General features: G+C 67.2%; 16 protein-coding genes. 7 read left to right on the top strand and 9 right to left on the bottom strand.

Going from position 1 to position 18,980, the window contains the following annotated elements; translation table 11 throughout:
* Positions 1-71 precede the first annotated feature (71 nt).
* From ACT54L_RS08215 to ACT54L_RS08200, 4 genes are all read right to left on the bottom strand, one after another.
* Positions 72-905 (bottom strand): cobalamin-binding protein, encoded by an 834-nt coding sequence (locus ACT54L_RS08215; protein WP_476085047.1) that lies wholly within the window; start codon positions 903-905, stop codon positions 72-74.
* A 65-nt stretch (positions 906-970) separates the two neighbouring features.
* The gene (gpmI, locus tag ACT54L_RS08210; protein ID WP_476085045.1) at positions 971-2,494 is read right to left on the bottom strand and encodes a 2,3-bisphosphoglycerate-independent phosphoglycerate mutase; all 1,524 of its coding nucleotides are present in this window, start codon (positions 2,492-2,494) and stop codon (positions 971-973) included.
* A gap of 66 nt (positions 2,495-2,560) precedes the next feature.
* Positions 2,561-3,319, bottom strand: coding sequence for a GntR family transcriptional regulator (locus tag ACT54L_RS08205; RefSeq protein WP_476085044.1), 759 nt, complete (start codon positions 3,317-3,319; stop codon positions 2,561-2,563).
* 147 nt (positions 3,320-3,466) lie between these two features.
* The gene (locus ACT54L_RS08200) at positions 3,467-4,366 is read right to left on the bottom strand and encodes a LysR family transcriptional regulator (protein WP_476085043.1); all 900 of its coding nucleotides are present in this window, start codon (positions 4,364-4,366) and stop codon (positions 3,467-3,469) included.
* A gap of 109 nt (positions 4,367-4,475) precedes the next feature.
* Here ACT54L_RS08200 and ACT54L_RS08195 point away from each other — a divergent pair, with 109 nt between their 5' ends.
* Positions 4,476-5,966: a CoA-acylating methylmalonate-semialdehyde dehydrogenase gene (locus ACT54L_RS08195; RefSeq protein ID WP_476085042.1), complete on the top strand. Its 1,491-nt coding sequence runs from the start codon at positions 4,476-4,478 to the stop codon at positions 5,964-5,966.
* Positions 5,967-6,044: 78 nt separating this feature from the next.
* Here ACT54L_RS08195 and ACT54L_RS08190 read toward each other — a convergent pair whose 3' ends face one another.
* The 3 genes from ACT54L_RS08190 to uraH are packed head-to-tail and all read right to left on the bottom strand — an operon-like array spanning position 6,045 to position 9,130.
* The gene (locus ACT54L_RS08190; protein WP_476085041.1) at positions 6,045-7,322 is read right to left on the bottom strand and encodes an allantoate amidohydrolase; all 1,278 of its coding nucleotides are present in this window, start codon (positions 7,320-7,322) and stop codon (positions 6,045-6,047) included.
* Positions 7,319-8,749, bottom strand: coding sequence for an allantoinase PuuE (gene puuE, locus ACT54L_RS08185; RefSeq protein WP_476085040.1), 1,431 nt, complete (start codon positions 8,747-8,749; stop codon positions 7,319-7,321). The genes ACT54L_RS08190 and puuE overlap by 4 nt, the downstream gene beginning before the upstream one ends.
* A 27-nt stretch (positions 8,750-8,776) precedes the next feature.
* On the bottom strand, positions 8,777-9,130 hold the full coding sequence (gene uraH / locus ACT54L_RS08180) for a hydroxyisourate hydrolase (RefSeq protein ID WP_476085039.1): 354 nt from the start codon (positions 9,128-9,130) through the stop codon (positions 8,777-8,779).
* Between the two features lie 209 nt (positions 9,131-9,339).
* Here uraH and ACT54L_RS08175 point away from each other — a divergent pair, with 209 nt between their 5' ends.
* A complete protein-coding gene (locus ACT54L_RS08175; RefSeq protein WP_476085038.1) occupies positions 9,340-10,731 on the top strand; it encodes a nucleobase:cation symporter-2 family protein in 1,392 nt (463 codons plus the stop codon).
* A gap of 155 nt (positions 10,732-10,886) precedes the next feature.
* On the opposite strand, the gene ACT54L_RS08170 is transcribed toward ACT54L_RS08175, so the two are convergent.
* Positions 10,887-11,813: a LysR family transcriptional regulator gene (locus ACT54L_RS08170; RefSeq protein ID WP_476085037.1), complete on the bottom strand. Its 927-nt coding sequence runs from the start codon at positions 11,811-11,813 to the stop codon at positions 10,887-10,889.
* Positions 11,814-11,949: 136 nt separating this feature from the next.
* Between ACT54L_RS08170 and ACT54L_RS08165 the strand changes: the two genes are divergently transcribed.
* The 5 genes from ACT54L_RS08165 (at position 11,950) to ACT54L_RS08145 (ending at position 18,302) form a co-directional block, all read left to right on the top strand.
* The gene (locus ACT54L_RS08165; protein ID WP_476085036.1) at positions 11,950-13,188 is read left to right on the top strand and encodes a urate hydroxylase PuuD; all 1,239 of its coding nucleotides are present in this window, start codon (positions 11,950-11,952) and stop codon (positions 13,186-13,188) included.
* Between the two features lie 106 nt (positions 13,189-13,294).
* Entirely contained in the window at positions 13,295-14,524 is a 1,230-nt protein-coding gene (locus ACT54L_RS08160; RefSeq protein WP_476085035.1) for a M20/M25/M40 family metallo-hydrolase, read from the top strand.
* Between the two features lie 201 nt (positions 14,525-14,725).
* Positions 14,726-15,670 (top strand): ring-cleaving dioxygenase, encoded by a 945-nt coding sequence (locus tag ACT54L_RS08155; protein ID WP_476085034.1) that lies wholly within the window; start codon positions 14,726-14,728, stop codon positions 15,668-15,670.
* Between the two features lie 239 nt (positions 15,671-15,909).
* The gene (locus tag ACT54L_RS08150) at positions 15,910-16,575 is read left to right on the top strand and encodes an alpha/beta hydrolase (RefSeq protein ID WP_476085032.1); all 666 of its coding nucleotides are present in this window, start codon (positions 15,910-15,912) and stop codon (positions 16,573-16,575) included.
* 332 nt (positions 16,576-16,907) lie between these two features.
* Positions 16,908-18,302, top strand: a complete 1,395-nt coding sequence (locus tag ACT54L_RS08145; protein ID WP_476085031.1) for a glycosyltransferase family 4 protein — start codon at positions 16,908-16,910, stop codon at positions 18,300-18,302.
* Between the two features lie 51 nt (positions 18,303-18,353).
* Here the strand turns inward: ACT54L_RS08145 and ACT54L_RS08140 are convergent, their stop codons facing one another.
* Positions 18,354-18,944, bottom strand: a complete 591-nt coding sequence (locus ACT54L_RS08140) for a hypothetical protein (RefSeq protein ID WP_476085030.1) — start codon at positions 18,942-18,944, stop codon at positions 18,354-18,356.
* Positions 18,945-18,980 lie beyond the last annotated feature (36 nt).

Genomic DNA, 18,980 nt, shown 5'->3' with positions numbered 1-18,980 from the left:
CTCTCCGTGGCGCCGATCGTTTAGCCGCAGGCCCTGAGCCGGGCGGGTGAAGACTTTGTGGTTGTGTGCGTTCAACTCCCTCCGGTCGCAACGGCAGGTGCCGCCGGTTCGGAGATCTCTTCGCGGCAAGCCGCCAACGCCGCCCGGATGGCATCCAATCCGTCGGTTAGTGCCGCCGGGCCCGGTTGAAGGATCAAAGGCGACTTGATCTCGATGATCCGGCCCTGTTCAACCGCCGGAATGCGCGACCAGCCGTTCCGGGTGGCGATCTTGTCTTTCGCCACTCGCTTCCCGCACCAGGAGGCCAGGATGACATCGGGCGCGGCGGCGACCACCGCTTCTGGTGACACAATCCGATCCCGTGCTGCAGGTTGCCTGCAAAGGTGTCCGAACACATCGCGCCCGCCGGCGATTTCGATGAGTTCGCTGACCCAGCCGATGCCAGAGATCTGCGGATCATCCCATTCCTCGAAGTAGACGGCCGGCCGCGGACCGGCCGGTACGACGCGCGCTAGGCCTTCCAGTCGATCCTGCAGGCTGTCTGCGAGCGCGTTCGCCTTTTCCCCCGCGCCCACCAGGGCTCCAAGAGTGCGGATCATGGCGAGGATGCCCGCCACATCCCGTTGGTTGAACGCGTGCACCGCGAGCCCGGCGCGCACCAGGGCAGCGGCGATGTCCGCCTGCAGATCGGAATAGGTCAGGACGAGATCGGGATTCAGGCTCAAAATCTTGGGGATGTCCGCCGAGGTGAAGGCGGACACCCGTGGCTTTTCCCGCCGCACCCGCGGCGGGCGCACCGCATAGCCGGACACCCCGACAATGCGATGATCCTCTCCCAGCAGATAAAGCGTCTCGACCGTCTCCTCGGTCAGGCAGACAATGCGCTGCGGCGGGAAATGTCGCACGACCCTCTCCAGAACGGATCACACGGTCGAAGGGAGAGGGCCGGCGCGCTCGCCCCCCTCGCAGGTCAAGCGGAGCGCAGCAGCGACGTGCCCGTCATCTCCGCCGGCTGCGGCAGGCCGATCAGGGCCAGCATGGTGGGCGCCACATCCCCCAGCCTACCGTCCGCCAGCCTCACGCCAGGGCGGCCAGCGAGGAAGATGGGCACCGGATGGGTGGTGTGGGCGGTGTGGGGATTGCCGGTCTGCGGATCCCGCATGAGTTCGCAATTGCCGTGGTCGGCGGTCACCAGGAGGCTGCCCCCCATCTCCAGCACCGCGTCCGCCAGCTTGCCAAGGCCGGTATCCACGGTCTCCACCGCCTTGATGGCGGCGGGCAGGGAGCCGGTGTGGCCGACCATGTCGGGATTGGCATAGTTGAGCACGATCAGGCTGTATGTGCCGGAGCGGATGGCCTCCAGGACCTTTTCGGTCAACTCCGGGGCGGACATCTCGGGCTGAAGGTCATAGGTGGCGACCTTCGGTGAGGGCACCAGGATGCGGTCCTCCCCCGGATAGGGCGTCTCGCGGCCGCCATTGAGGAAGTAGGTGACGTGCGGGTATTTCTCCGTCTCCGCCGCGCGCACCTGGGCAAGGCCGGCTTGCGCCACCACCTCTCCGAGCCCCTTTTCAAGCGACTGGCGCGGGAACAGCGTCACCATCACCTGGTCGAGGTCGCTGCCATAGGAAGCCATGCCAGCTGCGGCACAGAAGCTGACCGGCGTGCCCCTGTCGAAGCCGTCAAAGGCCTTCAGGAGCAGGGCGTCCAGCAACTCCCTGGCCCGATCGGCGCGGAAATTGGTACACAGGATGGCGTCGCCGTCCTTCATGCCGGCATAGGCCCCGATCACGGCCGGCTCGATGAACTCGTCCGACACATCGGCCGCATAGGCCGCGTTCACCGCCGCCACGGCGTTTGCGCGCGGCGCGCCCTCTCCTCGCACCAGCAAATCATAGGCGCGCTTCACGCGCTCCCAGCGCTTGTCGCGGTCCATGGCGAAATAGCGGCCGCAGACGGTGACGATGGGCGCGCCTTCAGGCAGGTCGGAATTCAGCTTGCCCAATGCCTCGGCCGCCGAGCGAGGCGCCGTGTCGCGGCCGTCAGTCAGGGCGTGGACGGCCACCGGAATGTCCCGCTCGCGCAAGATCTTGGCCACTGCCACCGCGTGGTCCTGGTGGGCATGGACGCCGCCGGGCGACATGAGGCCGATGATGTGGCAGGTGCCGCCGGTCTGCTTGAGAGCAGAGACGAGCCCGCTTTCCTCGATGCGTCGGGCCAGCTCGCCATCCGCGATGGCCGCGTCGATGCGCGGCAGGTCCTGCATCACCACCCGCCCGGCGCCGAGATTGAGATGCCCCACTTCCGAATTGCCCATTTGTCCGGGCGGCAGGCCCACATCCAGGCCGGAGGTGCTCAGGAAGGCGTGGGGGGAGGCGGCATAGAGCCGGTCGAAGTTGGGCGTCCGCGCGAGGCGCACCGCATTGTCCGCCTCTTCCTCGCGCCATCCCCATCCATCGAGAACGACGAGCATGGCAAGGGAAGGCTTCGACATGTCAGACCTCGTTGCGTCGCATAATGCTGGCCCTGCCGATAAGGCCCGGCTGCGACGAAAACAAGGTCACGCGGGCTTGGCAGCGTCTTGGCGGCGCAGATTCAGGAGCGCGACCTCGGCCGCCTTCGCCACGTGACGCACCGCGGCCGCGCGGGCTGCGACGGCATCGCCGTCCATCAGTGCATCCACCAGTTCACTCAGCTCCGCAATGCTCTCCTTGCCGCGCCCGGGGGTCTGAAGGGAGGTGGCCCGCAGGACCGTGATCCGCGCATTCAGCATATTGAGAGCCTGGCCCAGCGCTTCGTTGCCGGCGCCTTCGATCAGGCAGTCATAGAAATGGTTCTTGGCATTGATCCGATCGAGCGGATCGGCGGAACTCAGGGCGGTCTTCAACTGGCGGAAGGCGGCCTTGAGAGCCTTCTTTTCAGACGGGCCGGCTTTGGCGGCGAAACGCTCGGCTGCCAGCCCTTCCAGCTCGGCGCGCACCTGGTAGATGCCTTCGGCTTGCTCAGCCGTCACGCCGGCGACGATGGGCCCTCTATGAGGCACGACGATGATGAGGCCTTCGGATTCCAATTGCCGCAGGGCCTCGCGTACCAATGTGCGGCTGACCCCTGTGAGTTCGCAGAGCGCCCGTTCCGGCAGCCGCTCGCCGGTGGTGAAGCGGCCGAGCGCGATGGCGTCGCGGATGCTTTCCACCACCGAATGGCGCAGAGGGGCGGCAAGGCGGGCCACCTTGAAGTCGCGGCCCGACGCGGCGGCCGGTTTGGAGATCCGATCGTCCATCTGTTTGTCCGTCACAGCCGGCGCGGATGCGCGCGGCAATTCTCCTGTAGCGCACACAAGAGGCGGATTGCATAGCAATCTGATCGTATCCCTCGGGGGATTCAACCATCTCTTGCGCGCCTGCTACGATGACAGCCGGGAGGCGGATCCTCTTTTCAACGCGCCTTGGCGCTTGGAAGCTGGGAATCACCCTGAGCCGCGCCCCGGAAGAAAGGCGTCCCGCTCCTGCCGGACGGCTTCGACGATGAAGTCCTCGGTCTGGGCGATCCGACGCAGGTCCCGCATATCCGCGTGCACCACCAGCCAATAGGCGCGCTCGAAACGCACCTGTGGAAGCACCGGAACGAGATCCTCGTGAGGGGCTGCCGCATAATCGTGAAGGATGGCGACGCCCCCTCCGGCGCGCACCGCTTCCAGCTGGCCCACTGCGCTGGCGCACTCGAAGCGCCGGGCGCAGAGCTCCACCAACGCGCCCATATAGTCAAGGCCGGGGCTGTAGGCGAGGTCCTGCACATAGGTGACCAGCGTGCGGTCCTTCAGGTCCGCTTCGCACCTGATGGGGCCGGTCTCATCCAAGTAGGCGCGGGAGGCATAGACGGAGAGGGAATAGTCTGTCAGGCGGCGCACGAACAGCCGCCCTTCGGAGGGGCGCTCGATGGTGATGGCGATGTCCGCCTCCCGTTTCGACAGGGAGAAGGCCCTGGGCAGGGGCACCAGTTGCACCACGAGGTTAGGGTGCGGCGCGGCAAAGCGCGGCAGCCTCGGGGCCAGAAAATAGGTGCCGAGGGCATCCGGGGCTCCGATGCGGATGGTGCCTTCCAGTTTCAAGTCGGCATTGCCGAGGTCGGACCTGGCGCGGATCATCTCGCTTTCCACCCGCTCCGCCACGGCCAGGAAGCGCTCACCCACCGCTGTGAGCGTGCAGCCTGTGGTCCGCCGCTCGAACACTCGCGCACCGAGATCGGCCTCCAGGGCATTGATCCGGCGGGTCACGGTGGCGTGGTCTACCTTCAGGCGTTGGGCGGCGGCCAGCATCTGGCCGGCGCGGGCCACGGCGAGGAAGATGCGCGCATGGTCCCAATTCATCGGCTACGCCTATTTTTGCACAACGTGTCCGGGATGTTAGGCATTGCTCCGCGCAATTGCCAGATGTTCTCTGCGCACCAGACACCCGCCGAGAGTTCTGGAGGACGCCGTGACCACCATCGGACATTATATTGCCGGCCAGCATGTGAGCGGTTCGGGCCGTTCCGCTCCCACCTTCAACCCCGCCACCGGCGAGCAGATTGGCGAGGTTTTTCTCGCCTCGGCGGCGACCGTTGACGAGGCCGTGCAGGCGGCTTCCCAGGCGCTGCCGTCCTGGGCGGCGACGCCCGCGCCGGCCCGTGCCCGCGTCATGTTCAAGTTCAAGGACCTGCTGGACCATCACATGGACGAGCTGGCGGCGCTGATCTCCCGCGAGCACGGCAAGACGGTGGACGATGCCAAGGGCGAGCTGGTCCGCGGCATCGAGGTGGTGGAATTTGCCTGCGGCATCCCCCACCTGCTGAAGGGCGAGTTCTCCGACCAGGTGGGCCGGGGCATCGACACCTTCTCCATGCGCCACCCGGTGGGCGTGTGCGCCGGCATCACGCCGTTCAACTTCCCGGCCATGGTGCCCATGTGGATGTTCCCCATGGCCATCGCCACCGGCAACACCTTTGTGCTGAAGCCCTCCGAGAAGGATCCGAGCACGGCGCTCCGCCTGGCGGACCTCCTCGCCGAAGCCGGCCTGCCCAAGGGCGTTTTCAATGTGGTGAACGGCGACAAGGAAGCGGTGGACACCCTGCTGTCACACCCGAAGGTGGCCGCCGTGAGCTTCGTCGGCTCCACCGCCATTGGTGAGTACGTCTACAAGACCGCCGCTGCCCACGGAAAGCGCGTGCAGGCCCTGTGCGGCGCCAAGAACCACATGGTGGTGATGCCCGACGCGGACCTGGACAAGACCGTGGATGCGCTGATGGGCGCGGGCTATGGCTCGGCCGGAGAGCGCTGCATGGCGGTGTCGGTGGCGGTGGCCGTTGGGGGCGTGGGCGACGCCCTCATGGAGCGCCTCGCGCCCCGCGTCCGCGCGCTCAAGGTCGGTCCCGGCAATGATCCGGCCTCCGAAATGGGCCCCCTTGTCACCAGGGAGCATCTGGCCAAGGTGCGCTCTTATGTGGATCTGGGTGTCGCCGAAGGCGCGGACCTGGTGGTGGATGGCCGCGATCTCAAGCTCCAGGGCTATGAAAACGGCTATTATGTGGGGGGCTGTCTGTTCGACAACGTCACCGCCGACATGCGCATCTACAAGGAGGAGATCTTCGGACCCGTCCTGTCCGTGGTGCGCGTGCCTGGCTTCGATGATGCGCTGAAGTTGGTGAATGAGCACGAGTACGGCAATGGCGCCGCCATCTTCACCCGCGACGGCGATGCCGCCCGCGCGTTCGACTATGGCGTCCAGGCCGGCATGGTGGGCATCAATGTGCCGATCCCGGTCCCGATCGCCTATCACTCCTTCGGCGGCTGGAAGCGGTCCATTTTCGGTGATCGCAACGTCTACGGCCTGGAGGGCGTCGGCTTCTATACCCGCCTGAAGACCACCACCGCCCGCTGGCCTGGCGGCGTGCGCACCGGGGCGGAGTTCGTGATGCCCGTCCTGGGTTGAGGTTCTTCCGAGCAAACGGAGCGGCCGGCGCATGCGCCGGCCGTTTTGCGTTGGGGGTCAGGGCGCCCCGATCTCCTCCTACGCGAGGCGCAGGAGAAAGGCATGAAGGGCGCGGGCGGCCAGGCCGATATCCTCCGGCGCCGCATATTCCTTCGGATTGTGGCTGCCATTGAAGGACCGCACGAACATCATGGCCATGGGCAGCACGTCGCGGAACACCATGGCATCGTGCCCCGCGCCCGACGGCAGGTGATGGACGGGCAGGCCGAGGGAGGCAACCGCCTCGGACAGGCGCGCCTTCAGCCTCTCGTCGCAGGGCGCGGCCGGTGCATCGTGGCCCCAGGAGATGAAGGGCGTGATGCCGCGACGGGCCGCGATGGCTTCGATGACGCTGGTGATGTCGGCCACGGCGGCGCGCCGCGTTTCGTCGTCCGAGGAACGCACGTCGATGGAGAAGACCACCTCACCCGGCACCACGTTCACGGCACTGCCGGCGATGGTCAGCGTTCCCACCGTCGCCACCAGGGAGTGCGGCGTCACGTCCGCCCGGCCACGGGCTTCCACCGCGAGAATGATCTCGGCGGCCGCCGCCAGCGCGTCCTGGCGCATGGGCATGGGCATGGTGCCGGAATGGGCGGCCTGGCCCTTGAGGCGGATGGAGGCGCGGGAGGCACCGGCGATGCCGGTGACGATGCCCAGCGGCAGGTTCAGCGCTTCAAGCACCGGTCCCTGTTCGATATGCACTTCCACATAGCCCAGCGTCTCTTCGGGTGTCCGGGTGCATTGGGCCACCGTGTCCACCGGCGCGCCGAAGGTCCGAAGCGCTTCGTGCCGGGAAATGCCGGCGCTGTCCACGTCCTCCAGGCACTTGGGATCGAAGCGCCCGGCAAAGGCCTTGGAGGAGGAGAGGGTGGACAAGAAGCGCACACCTTCCTCATCGGCGAAGGCGGCGACCTCTACGGCGAAGGGCAGGCGCCGGCCTTCCCGGCGCAGCTGGTCGACGGCGGCGATGCCCACTAGGACGCCGAGATTGCCGTCATAGATGCCGGCATTGCGCACGGTGTCGATGTGCGAGCCGATGATCAGCGTCCTGGCGTCCGGCCGATCGGCGGCATAGCGGCCGACAATGGTGCCGGTGGCGTCCATGTGCACATGGTTCATGCCGGCGGCGCGAAACCAATAGGCCACCTGCGCCGCCGCCCTCTTATGGGCAGGGGACAGGGACAAGCGGGTCATCTCGCCCGGTACATCGGTGAAGGCCGCCAGTTCCTTCAGGCGGGCCGTGATGGTCTCGCCGGCCAGGGGCTCGGGTTCGGCGGGAGCGGTTTGGGCCTTGGAGGCTTCGGTGCGGATCATGCGGCACCTCCCGGCAATATCTGTTCCAGGCGCAGGAGGGCGATCTTCTCGATCTGGGCGAGCGCTTCCTGGAATTCCGTCTCGGCATCATGGCCGAGCCGGCGCTCGAAGGCGGCGACGATCTCTTCCTTGGAGCGGCCGCGAATGGCCATGATGAAGACGAAGCCGAACTTCTCAAGATAAGCGGTGTTGAGGGCGGTGAAGCGGGCCTTCTCCTCGGCGGTGAGACGGTCGAGGCCGGCGGAGGCCTGCTCCTGCGCGCTGTCGGCGGTGAGCAGCTTGGCGGCAGCGAGCTTGCCAGCGAGGTCGGGATGGGCGTGGACGACGCCCATCTGCCGGTCGCGGCTTGCCGCGCGCAGCACCTTGGACATGGCGGCGTGAAGACCTTGCGCCGTGTTGTCCACCGTCGAAAGCCCCGCCTCATAAGCGCCTTCCGCGATCCAGGGCGAGTGCTCGAAGACGCCGCCGAAGCGTTCCACGAACAGCGCCTTGGAGAGGCGGCTCGGCACGTACCCACCTTGAGGGGGATGATGGGCGATCCAGTGGCGGGCAATGTCGATGCGCCGCGCCACCCACACGCCCGCATGGCCCTGGATGTAATCCAAGAAGCGCGCCAGCGCGGCGGCGCGGCCCGGCCGGCCCACCAGGCGGTTGTGCAGCCCGATGGAGAGCATCCGGGGGGCACGCGCGCCTTCCGCATAGAGCAGGTCGAAGCTGTCCTTCAGATAGGTGAAGAACTGGTCTCCCGCCGAGAAGCCGGCGGGAATGGAGAAGCGCATGTCATTGGCGTCGAGCGTATAGGGCACCATGAGGAACGGGCCTTTGGGCCCTTCGATCCAATAGGGCAGTTCGTCCGCATAGGTGTCGGCGGAATAGACGAAGCCGCCTTCCTCCATGGCCAGCGGCGTCGAGTTCTCGGAGGTGCGGCCCTGGTAAAAGCCCAGCGGCCGGGACCCGGTCACCTCGGTGTGCAGCCGGATCGCCTCCAGGATGTGCGCCCGCTCGGTCTCGCGGGGCACGTCCTTATAGTCCACCCATTTGTAGCCGTGGCTGGCGATCTCCCAGCCCGCATCCTTCATGCCTGCCACCGCCTCGGGGTTGCGCGCCAAAGCGGTCGCGACGCCATAGACCGTCAGCGGCATGTTGCGCTCGGTGAACAGCCGGTGCAGGCGCCAGAAGCCCACCCGGGAGCCATATTCGTAGATGGACTCCATGTTCATATGCCGCTGGCCCGGCCAGGGCTGGGCGCCGACGATCTCGGACAGGAAGGCCTCCGAGGCCGCATCCCCATGCAGGATCGAGTTCTCGCCGCCCTCCTCGTAATTGATGACGAACTGCACCGCGATCCGCGCATCCCCCGGCCAGCGGGGATGGGGCGCGTTGCGGCCATAGCCGATAAGGTCGCGGGGATAGGGCTGGTCGGTCATTGGGGTCGGCCTTCTCAGCGGATGGGATCAGGAGCCGCGATAGGTGGAATAGGCCCAGGGCGAGCACAGGAGCGGCACGTGATAATGCCCCTCGTCCGCCAGGGTGAAGCGCAGCGGCACCACATCCAGGAAGGGCGGCTCCGCCGTTGGGGCGCCGGTGGCGGCAAAATAGAGGCCGATCTGGAACACCAGCTCATAGGTGCCAGCCTTAAATGCCTCCCCTGACAGGAGGGGGGCGTCGGTGCGACCGTCCGCGTTGGTGGCGCAGGCGGTCAGCAGGGAGCGGGTGCCGTCCGCTGCAATGCGGAAAAGCTCGATCTGAACGCCCGAGGCGGGTTTGCCCCGCACCGTGTCCAGCACATGCGTCGATAGACGACCCATCTCAGACTCCTTCGGCACCAAGCCTCATCGCGCCCCAGCATAACCCGGACCGTGCGAACTCATTTTCCGATTAAGTCGGAAGATATTCTGATTTTCCGGCCCGTTTTCTTCGCCGGAGAAATTGCGTGTGATGCAATGCAGCGACGGCGCAGACCGCCGCCAAGAACCGCAAAATCCTTGAGTAGTCTGACCTTTTCCAGGGGGTCTCCATGTCTTCAGCCGTTCACCCAGTGGACGAGATGCTGCCAGCGCCGAAATTGGTTGCGCTCGGTCTTCAGCACGTCCTTGTCATGTATGCCGGCGCCGTCGCCGTTCCGCTCATCATCGGCCGAGCCCTCAAGCTGCCGCCCGAGGATGTGGCCTTTCTCATCAGTGCCGACCTGTTCGCCTGCGGCATCGCCACGCTGGCCCAATGCCTCGGGCTGTTCGGCGTTGGCATTCGCCTGCCGGTGATGATGGGCGTCACCTTTGCCTCGGTGGGACCGATGCTGTCCATGGCGGCGGACCCGTCCATCGGGCTTCTGGGCATCTATGGCTCGGTGATTGCCGCCGGCCTGTTCGGGCTGTTGGTGGCGCCCTTTGTCAGCCGGCTCTTGCCGCTGTTTCCGCCGGTGGTGACCGGGACCATCATCATGGTCATCGGCATCTCCTTGATGCGGGTGGGCATCAATTGGGCGGGCGGGGGCATTCCCATGTTCACCAAGGTGGTGAACGGGGAGACCGTGCAGGTTGCCAATCCCGCCTATGGCCAGCTCCAGGGGCTCGGCATTTCGCTGTTCGTGATGCTGGTGATCCTCAGCCTCATCAAGTGGGGCAAGGGGTTCATCGCCAATGTGGCGGTGCTGCTGGGCATCGTTGCTGGCGCCGTGCTCGCCACCGTGCTGGGCATCATGCACTTCGAGAAGGTGGCCTCCGCCCCCTGGTTCGACGTGATCGTGCCGTTTCATTTCGGCGTGCCGCAATTCCACCTGGTGCCCATCGTGACCATGTGCATCGTCATGGTGGTGGTGATGATCGAATCGCTTGGCATGTTCCTGGCGCTCTCGGACATCACCGGCAAGCCGGTGGACCAGAAGGCGCTGGCCAAGGGCCTGCGGGCGGACGGTTTTGGCACCCTCATCGGTGGCATCTTCAACACCTTCCCCTACACCTCCTTCTCCCAGAATGTGGGTCTGGTTGGGGTGACCGGGGTGCGCTCACGCTGGGTGACGGTGGCGGGCGGCGTCATCATGCTGCTTCTTGGGCTTCTGCCCAAAATGGCGGCGCTGGTGGAGGCGGTGCCCAATGTGGTGCTGGGTGGCGCGGGGCTGGTGATGTTCGGCATGGTGGCGGCCACCGGCGCGCGCATCCTCACCGCCGTGGACTTCAAGACCAACCGCTTCAACCTGTTCATCGTGGCCCTTTCGGTGGGCTTCGGCATGATCCCGCTGGTGGCGCCCAACTTCTTCAAGAACCTGCCCCACGAACTGCACCCGCTGCTGGAGTCCGGCATCCTGCTCTCGGCTATCGTGGCGGTGCTGCTCAATGTCTTCTTCAACGGGGTGAAGTCGGCCTCGGTGGAGGAGATCGTGGCGGCCGCCAAGCAGGCGGAGGCGCACTGAGGTGAGCCGCGCCGGCCCTTCCGCGCCAAGGGCCGGCGCGCCTGGAGCGCCATCCGATCAGATCACCTCAATCTGATCGGGGAATCGCCCTCTAACTCATTGAGGGAGAATGCGTGATCCGATCAGCTCGCGGTGCATGCTGATCGGCGCATCCTCTAGCCGGTGAGTTTCTCGCCGATCTTGGCCAGCTCGCGGGACAGGAAGCGCCGGCCTTCCTCCAGCAGCATGTCGGCGAAGGCCTTCACCTTCAGCGGCACCAATTGCCGGGCGGGATAAAGCACGGCGAGGGTGACGCTGACCGGCGGGTGGCTCGCCAGCACCGGCACCAGGCGCCCGTCGGCGAGGGCGTCCGCCACCTCGAAGCGCGGCTTCACCACGATGCCGCGCCCTTCCATGGCCCAGACGGTGAGCACGTCGCCGTCATCGGCCTCCAGATGGCCCGAGACCGGAACGGCAAGCTCCTTGCCTTGGTCGGTCAGGGTCCAGCGGAATTCACGGGCCCCGGCAAAGCGGAGGAGCAGGCATTGATGGCGCAACAGGTCGGAAGGCGTCTGCGGCACCCCGCAGCGCGCCAGATAATCGGGGGCGGCGCACGCGACCCGGTCGATGCGCGCCACTTTGCGCATAATCATGCTGGAATCCTCGAAGGTGGCGAGGCGCAGGGCCAGGTCCACCGATTCCGCGATCAGGTCCAGCGTGTGTTCGGACAGCCGCAGGCGCACGTCGATCTGGGGATGGGCGTCCTGGTAGCGGGCCGCCACGGGAGCGACGAGGCGGCGGCCCAGATGGAGGGGCGCCGTGACCCTGAGACCGCCGCGCGGCATGGCGCCCAGTTCTGTGACGTTGGATTCGGCCGCCTCAATGAGGCGCAGGGCTTCGGTGATGTTCTCGTAAAAGACGCGGCCCTGCTCGGTCAGGCTCATGCGCCGGGTGGTGCGGTTGAACAGCCGGCAGCCCAGGTGCTTTTCCAGCATCTGGATGCGGTGGCTGACCACGTTCGCGGACAGGCGCAGGCGCCGGCCGGCTTCGGAGAAGCTCTCGCTCTCCACCGCCTGGACGAAGGCCCGCATATTCTCAAGCATGGTGCCCGGCTCCCCCGCCGGCCCGCCGCGCGCCGGCCGGCCTCTTGCCCGGCGTCAGCTTATGGTCCATCGGGCGGCGGACGAAAGGTCCGGCGCCGCCGTCCCCCTCTTCTCTTCCTCCAAAGGTCCGCCTGACATGGAACCCCTCCTGCACGAGTTCGGCAGTCTGCTGCTGCGCTGGACGCACATCATCACCGGCATGGCCTGGATCGGTTCGTCCTTCTATTTCATGCACCTGGACGCGGCGCTGCGGCCCTCCCCGGACATCCCCAAGGGCAAGGGCGGCGAGGCCTGGGAGGTGCATGGCGGTGGCTTCTACCAGGTGAAGAAATATCTGGTGGCGCCCGACAATCTCCCGCGCCACCTCATGTGGCACAAGTGGGAGTCCTACTCGACCTGGATCTCCGGCTTCTTCCTGTTGATGTGGGTCTATTACTATCAGGCCAACCTCTTCCTGATCGATCCGGCGGTCATGAACATGTCGCCGCTCACCGCCATGGCCATCGGGCTCGGCGGCATCTTCGCAGGCTGGGTGTTCTACGACCTGCTGTGCCACTCGCCGCTCGGGCGCAACGATGTGCTGGTGGGCATCATCGTCTTCGTCTTCGTGGTGCTGATGGCCTATCTGTTCCAGCAGGTGTTTTCGCCGCGGGGTGCCTTCATCCATACCGGCGCGCTGATGGCCACCATCATGACCGCCAACGTGTTCTGCGTCATCATTCCCAACCAGCGCAAGGTGGTGGCGGCGCTGAAAGCCGGGCAGGAGCCGGACCCGATCTATGGCAAGATCGGCAAGCTGCGCTCGTCCCACAACAATTACTTCACCCTGCCGGTCATCTTCCTGATGATCTCCAACCATTATCCGCTCACCTATTCCACCCCCTATGCCTATGTGAACGTGGCCCTGGCGCTGGTGGGCGGGGCGGTGGTGCGGGTCTATTTCAACAAGAAGCATGCCGGCCAGCCGGGCTTCGGCTGGTGCTGGATCGTCGCCTTCCTGTGCCTGGCGGCGGCCATGGTGCTCACCGCCACCACCTCGCCGGCGGCCCGCCTCGCGCTCGGCCTGCCGCCGCTCACCTCCACGGCTGTGGCCGCGCCGGTGCCCGTCGTCAAGGTGCCGGAGGACGTCCAGAACATCGTCATGGGCCGGTGCGCCATGTGCCACAATCCGACCCCCCAATATGAGGGCATCGCCGTCCCGCCGCGGGGCATTCTCCTGGACAGCCCGGCCGAGATCGCCCGCAACAAGCCGTTGATCCTGATGCAGGCGGTGCTCACCCACGCCATGCCGCCCAACAATGTCACCGACATCAGCCCGGAGGACCGGGCGGTGCTGAAGGCCTGGGCGGAGGCGCCGGAGCCCAAGACTCGTTGAGGCCGGCGTGTTTTCGATGAGACCGGCGGCGCTTCGCCGCTGCTCTCCTTGACCTTGAAGCCGCCCGGCCCCATGCCGGGCGGGCATGCATGAAGGACCCATTTCCATGACCCAAACGACGTCGCCCGGGCTCGGTGCCCTCATCGACGCGCGCTTCGAGGAGCAGAAGGCCTTCCTCGCCGAGCTGGTGAAGGTGCCCTCCGACAATCCCCCCGGCGATTGCGCGCCCCATGCGGCGCGGGCTGCCGAGCTCTTGGAAGGCCTCGGCTATGAGGTGGAGCGCCATGCGGTGCCGGCCGAGCGCACCCGCGCGGCGGGCATGGTGACCGCCACCAACCTCATCATCCGCCATCGCTTCGGCGAGGGGCCGACCATCGCGCTGAACGCCCATGGCGACGTAGTGCCCCCCGGCGAGGGCTGGAGCCGCGATCCCTATGGCGCCGAGGTGGTGGACGGGGTGATGTACGGGCGCGGCGTCGCCGTCTCCAAGTCCGACTTCTCCACCTATGCCTTCGCCCTCGATGCCCTGAAGCGCTCCGGCCTGCCGCTCAAGGGGACGGTTGAGCTGCATTTCACCTATGACGAGGAAATCGGCGGCGAGGTGGGGCCCGGCTGGATCATCGAGGAGGGCCTCACCAAGCCCGACCTCGTGCTGTCCGCCGGCTTCTCCTATGCGGTGGTGGTGGCCCACAATGGCTGCCTGCACCTGGAGGTGGAGGTGGAAGGCAGGTCCGCCCATGCGGCGCTGCCCTTCACCGGCGTTGACGCCCTGGAGGCGGCCACCGGCATTCTCGGGGCGCTCTATGCCTATCGGGCGACCTTGCCGGCCCAGGTCTCGAAGGTGGAGGGCATCGGCTCGCCGCAGATCACGGTGGGGCTGATTTCCGGTGGCATCAACACCAATGTGGTGCCCGACCGGATCACCTTCCGCCTCGACCGGCGCATCATTCCCGAGGAGATCCCCGAGGCGGTGGAAGCGGAGGTGAAGGCCGTGATTTCCAGCGCGGCGGAAGCTTTCCCCGAAGCCAAGGTGCATGTGCGGCGCATCCTGCTGGCCCGCCCGCTGGTGCCGAGCGAGGGCTCGGTGCGGCTGTCCGATGCGCTCCGGCGCCATGCGGAGGCGGTGATTGGCGAGCCCGTTCCGGCCAAGGGCGTGCCGCTCTACACCGATGCGCGCCTTTATGCGGAGGCGGGCTTCCCGGTGGTGCTCTATGGCGCCGGACCTCGGACCATCGAGGAGGCCAATGGGCACCGGGCGGATGAGAATTTGCGGCTTTCGGACCTGAGGATCGCCACCGAGGTGGTGGCGCGGACCTTGGCGGAACTGCTGGCCTGAGAGCTCGGCTGTTGCACGTGAAACAGGGAAGGCCCGGCATCCGCTGGGCCTTTTTCTTTTGAAATCAGTCTCTTGCGCAAAATAGGGATGCGTCGGCACCACTTTTCTCTTGCATAGATGCAATGGAGTTTAGGTGGAAGCCGCGGTCTCATTGCACTAAATCTCATCTCAACAGAAACCACACCCCTTCAGGAGATCGAGATGACCACCAACGGCCTCCATCATGTTACCGCCATCTCCGGCGCCGCCCCCCGGAACATCGCCTTTTATGCCGGTGTTCTCGGCTTGCGCCTGGTCAAGAAGACGGTGAATTTCGACGATCCCGGCACCTATCACTTCTATTACGGCGACGCGGCCGCCGCCCCCGGCTCCATCCTCACCTTCTTCCCCTGGGCCCATGTGGCGCCCGGCCGGCTCGGGGTGGGGGAGACGCAGGGCACCATGTTCCGCGTGCCGGAGGCGTCCATCGGCTATTGGACCCACCGCTTCGTGGAGAAGGGGGTCAAGCATGAGGCGCCGGTGAAGCGCTTCGGCGAGACCATGCTCGCCTTCTCCGACCCGGACGGCATGCGGCTTGCCCTGGTGGGCGTGCCCGGCGCCGAGCTGGAGCCCGGCTGGGCGGGGTCCGACGTGCCGGCGGAAGCGGCCATTCGCGGCCTCAAGGGCGTTGGCCTCCTGCTGGCCGACATCGCCCCCACGGCGGCCATCCTGACCGACGTGTTCGGCTTCAAGGAAGTGGCCCGCGAGGGCGCCTATGTGCGCTATGCCACCGATGCCCTTCTGGGCAATGTGGTTGACCTGCACGGGGTCGGCAATTTCCTGCGCGGTCGCCAGGGCGGCGGCTCGGTGCACCATATCGCCTTCCGCGCCGCCGATGACGCGGCCGAGGAGGCCATGGTGAAGCGGTTGGCCGACAATCACGGCATCCGCACCACCGAGCAGAAGGACCGGAACTATTTCCGCTCCGTCTATTTCCGGGAGCCCGGCGGCGTGCTGTTCGAGATCGCCACCGACGTGCCCGGCTTCGCCGTGGACGAGCCGGCCGACAGCCTCGGCACCGCGCTGAAGCTGCCCGCCTTCCTGGAGCCGCACCGCGCTCACATTGAGAGCGTGCTGCCCGACCTTCGGAGCCCCGAGGCCGCCTGAGGCCGAACCCCGGGGGCAGGGTCCGCGCCCCCTGGCGCCTCCCGCCCTCGGACCTGCACCCCGGTGGGCCCATCCGGCCGACCGGAGGCGAAAGACCGGCGCGCGGTGCCAGCACACCGCGCCGGAACGCCCGGGCGCGCCCGGCTGCGCGCGCAACCCCGGCGTGCGCCAAGCTTCTCACTTCGGCTATCATTCCATGGCCGTGCCGGCCCCCAAGGCCGCGCGGCAGGAGGTCCATCATGACCGACCCGTTTGCACCGGCGCTCGCCTCGGAAGGGGCCGCCTTCATCCACCGCTTCGAGCCGGCCACCCATCCCGGCCGCACCCCGCTGCTGCTGCTGCACGGCACCGGCGGGGATGAGAATGACCTCATGGCTCTCGGGCGCACCCTCTCGCCCGGCGCCGCCTTGCTCTCGCCCCGCGGCAAGGTGCTGGAGCATGGCATGCCGCGCTTCTTCGCCCGCCGCGCCGAGGGCGTGTTCGACCATGAGGACGTGCGCCGCCGCGCCGACGAACTGGCGGATTTCGTCGCCGCCGTGGCGGCCCGCCAGGACTTGGCGCCGCCGCTCGCGGTGGGCTTCTCCAACGGTGCCAACATCGCGGCCGCCATGCTCTATCGCCGGCCCGAGGTGCTGTCGGGTGCCATCCTGCTGCGGGCCATGGTGCCGCTGGAGGAGGCGCCCGTGGCCGACCTGTCGGGCAAGCGGGTGCTGATCCTGTCCGGCGCCCTCGATCCCATCGTGCCGGCGGACAATGCCGCCCGCCTCGCGGCCACCCTTCAGGCGGCGGGCGCGCAGGTGGAGCACAAGGTGGTGCCCTCCGGCCACGGCCTCACCCAGACCGATCTGGGCCTCGCCAAGGCCTGGCTGGAAACGGGCGCGCGGGGCAGCCACCGGCTCGGCTGATCCGGCCTGGGCCCACGATCACACATGGGGACGGCGCGCGCCGCCCCCATCCCGGGCGCGGTGCGCCCCATTCGCGCCGTCGTCCCGGTGCCGTCCTTCGCCCCGTCCCTGACCTCGCCCCTTGCCTCTTCCCTGGCCTCGCGCTGCCCCCTTGCACTCGCCGCGCCGCTGCGGCATTTGCCAACGGGCGCTGGCCATGTTGTGGTGCACACCACGGCCGGGGCGCGCGGGCTTTCCTTAGGACAGGTGCAGCTCCTCCGGCTGCCCGACGCCCGCTCCTGAGCAATGCGGCCGCTGCGCAGCGGCTCGCGAACCGGTCAGAGGACGTTTTCATGCATGCGATGGACCGCGGCGGCCAGACTGCAGGGAAAGATCTTCCCGCAGCCGGGAATGCGACCTCGTCCATCCCAGAGCATCTCTACTTTGATACCACGGATCTTGTGGATTACTTTCATGGCAATGCCACGCCCAGCGGTATCCAGCGCTTCGCCATCGAGGTGATCCGGGCGGCTGCGGCGAATCGCCCGGCCGGCAGCGTGCATGCCCTCTGCTTTCGACCGCAGACGCAGGACATGGTGGAACTGCCGCTCGGCTGGTTCCTGGACGCGGGCGCGCCGAACGTGCAGGAGATGGTGCGCCAGCTCTCCCTGTCCTTGCCCAAGGCCAAGCGCCTCCAGGGCTTCCGGGGCCTGCGCTACGTGCTCAAATATGCCGAGCATGTCTACCGCACGGACATTCGCCCCCTGTGGGACAAGCGCTACCGCAACCGCCTGTCGCCCGTTGACCTGCCCGCCAATGCCCATGTGGTGGTGCTGGGGGCGGTGTGGAACTTTGCGGGCTATGCGGATGTGCTGGCCCGCCAGAAGGCGGCCCGCCCCGGCATCAAGCTCTCGGTCTTCGTGCACGATCTCATTCCCTGGTACGGCAACAAGTTCGTGGGCGACGGGGTGGCGCCGAAATTCCTCGCCTACCTGCGCTCCTATCTCGCGCTCGCCGATCGCCTGCTGTGCAATTCCAACGCCACACTCAATGATGTCCGGCGCTTCGCCGGCGAGCACGGGCTCTCCGTTCCCCCCGCCACCGTGGTGCCGCTCGCCCATGAATTTCCCGCCCCCGCCTTCAAGGTGGTGATCCCCAACGGGGAGGGGCCGGAGGCGCGGGAAGGGGTGCGCCGGCTGTCCGGCGAGCGCTTCGTCCTGTGCGTGGGCACCATCGAGGACCGCAAGAATTCCCTCGCCTTGCTGAAGGTGTGGAACGCCCTGGCGCAGGAGCATCCCTTCGACCTGCCGCTGCTGGTCTTCGCCGGCCGCAGCGCCGAGCACTACAAGGCCTTCATGCAGTTCGGCGCCGCCACCGGCTGGTGCGGCGGGCAGGCGGTGTGGCTGAGCGGACTGCGCGACGGGGAACTGGCCTGGCTTTATGAGAATTGCCTGTTCACGGTATTCCCGAGCTTCATGGAAGGCTGGGGCCTGCCGGTGGGCGAGAGCCTGTGGTTCGGCAAGCCGTGCGTCGCCTCCAACGCCTCCTCCGTGCCGGAGGTGGGCGGCGACCTGTGCGATTATGTGGACCCCGCCGACCCCGCCGCCCTTCATGCGGCCGTGCGGCGCATGACCTTCGATGCCGACCACCGCGCCGCCCGCGCCGCCCGCATCAAGGCCGCGCCGCTGCGCACCTGGAAAGACACATGCGCCAGCCTGTTGGCGGCCATCGCCGCGCCGGGCGCATAGGGCGCGCGCCCGAAACAGCCTTTGCAGGACCCCATCCGGTCGGATCGCGTTTTAGACGAGCAGGGAAGGGTCATCCCGTCCGGCGGGGTCCATGGTGTCCGGCGGCAGCGGCGCGCTGGCGGCATCCTTGTCCGCCCCCGGCTTGAAGAGGGCGCGCACGAGAAAATAGACGAACACCGCGATGAAGACCGGATAAAGGCCGAGTGCGATCAGGGTCGACTGGCCCTTGGGCATGTGTAGCCCGGCGTGCAGGATGATGCCCACCACGCCCGGCGACAGCAGGCAGACCACCACCACGGCGGTCATCTTGATCTTGGCCCGGAGCTTCGTGCGGGCCAATTCCTGCTGCTTCAGGGCCGCCCGCGCCGCCTTGGCTTCGGCGCGGGCCTTGCCTTTCGCGGCCTTGGCGGCGGCCTCCGCGGCGTCCTGGGCCGCTTCTTTCTCCCTGGCGCTGGGCGGGGCCGGGGGCGGCGGGGCGAGCAGGGGGACTTCGGGGGCGTAAAGCCCGTGGGGCGCGGCGTGTGCCGAGGCGGGGCTCGCCTGGGCGGCGTCCATGCCGGCGTCCATGCCGGCCTGGCCGTCGGTCCGATCTTGGGCGCGCTTGCTCGCCACCCGGTTGGTCTCGGCCATGTGCTGCGTCACCCGCGCGCTCCCTTGGCTGTCCCCGCAGGACCCTGG

Source organism: Aquabacter sp. DMC10 (assembly GCF_056314145.1).
This window is presented reverse-complemented; position numbering and strand designations above follow the sequence as displayed.

Coding starts and splice junctions, on each gene's coding strand:
- ACT54L_RS08200 (WP_476085043.1), bottom strand. CDS start 4,366: ATGAATTGGGACCATGCGCGCATCTTCCTCGCCGTGGCCCGCGCCGGC.
- ACT54L_RS08175 (WP_476085038.1), top strand. CDS start 9,340: ATGTCTTCAGCCGTTCACCCAGTGGACGAGATGCTGCCAGCGCCGAAA.
- puuE (WP_476085040.1), bottom strand. CDS start 8,749: ATGACCGACCAGCCCTATCCCCGCGACCTTATCGGCTATGGCCGCAAC.
- ACT54L_RS08160 (WP_476085035.1), top strand. CDS start 13,295: ATGACCCAAACGACGTCGCCCGGGCTCGGTGCCCTCATCGACGCGCGC.
- ACT54L_RS08165 (WP_476085036.1), top strand. CDS start 11,950: ATGGAACCCCTCCTGCACGAGTTCGGCAGTCTGCTGCTGCGCTGGACG.
- ACT54L_RS08145 (WP_476085031.1), top strand. CDS start 16,908: ATGCATGCGATGGACCGCGGCGGCCAGACTGCAGGGAAAGATCTTCCC.
- ACT54L_RS08190 (WP_476085041.1), bottom strand. CDS start 7,322: ATGATCCGCACCGAAGCCTCCAAGGCCCAAACCGCTCCCGCCGAACCC.
- uraH (WP_476085039.1), bottom strand. CDS start 9,130: ATGGGTCGTCTATCGACGCATGTGCTGGACACGGTGCGGGGCAAACCC.
- ACT54L_RS08150 (WP_476085032.1), top strand. CDS start 15,910: ATGACCGACCCGTTTGCACCGGCGCTCGCCTCGGAAGGGGCCGCCTTC.
- ACT54L_RS08155 (WP_476085034.1), top strand. CDS start 14,726: ATGACCACCAACGGCCTCCATCATGTTACCGCCATCTCCGGCGCCGCC.
- ACT54L_RS08170 (WP_476085037.1), bottom strand. CDS start 11,813: ATGCTTGAGAATATGCGGGCCTTCGTCCAGGCGGTGGAGAGCGAGAGC.
- gpmI (WP_476085045.1), bottom strand. CDS start 2,494: ATGTCGAAGCCTTCCCTTGCCATGCTCGTCGTTCTCGATGGATGGGGA.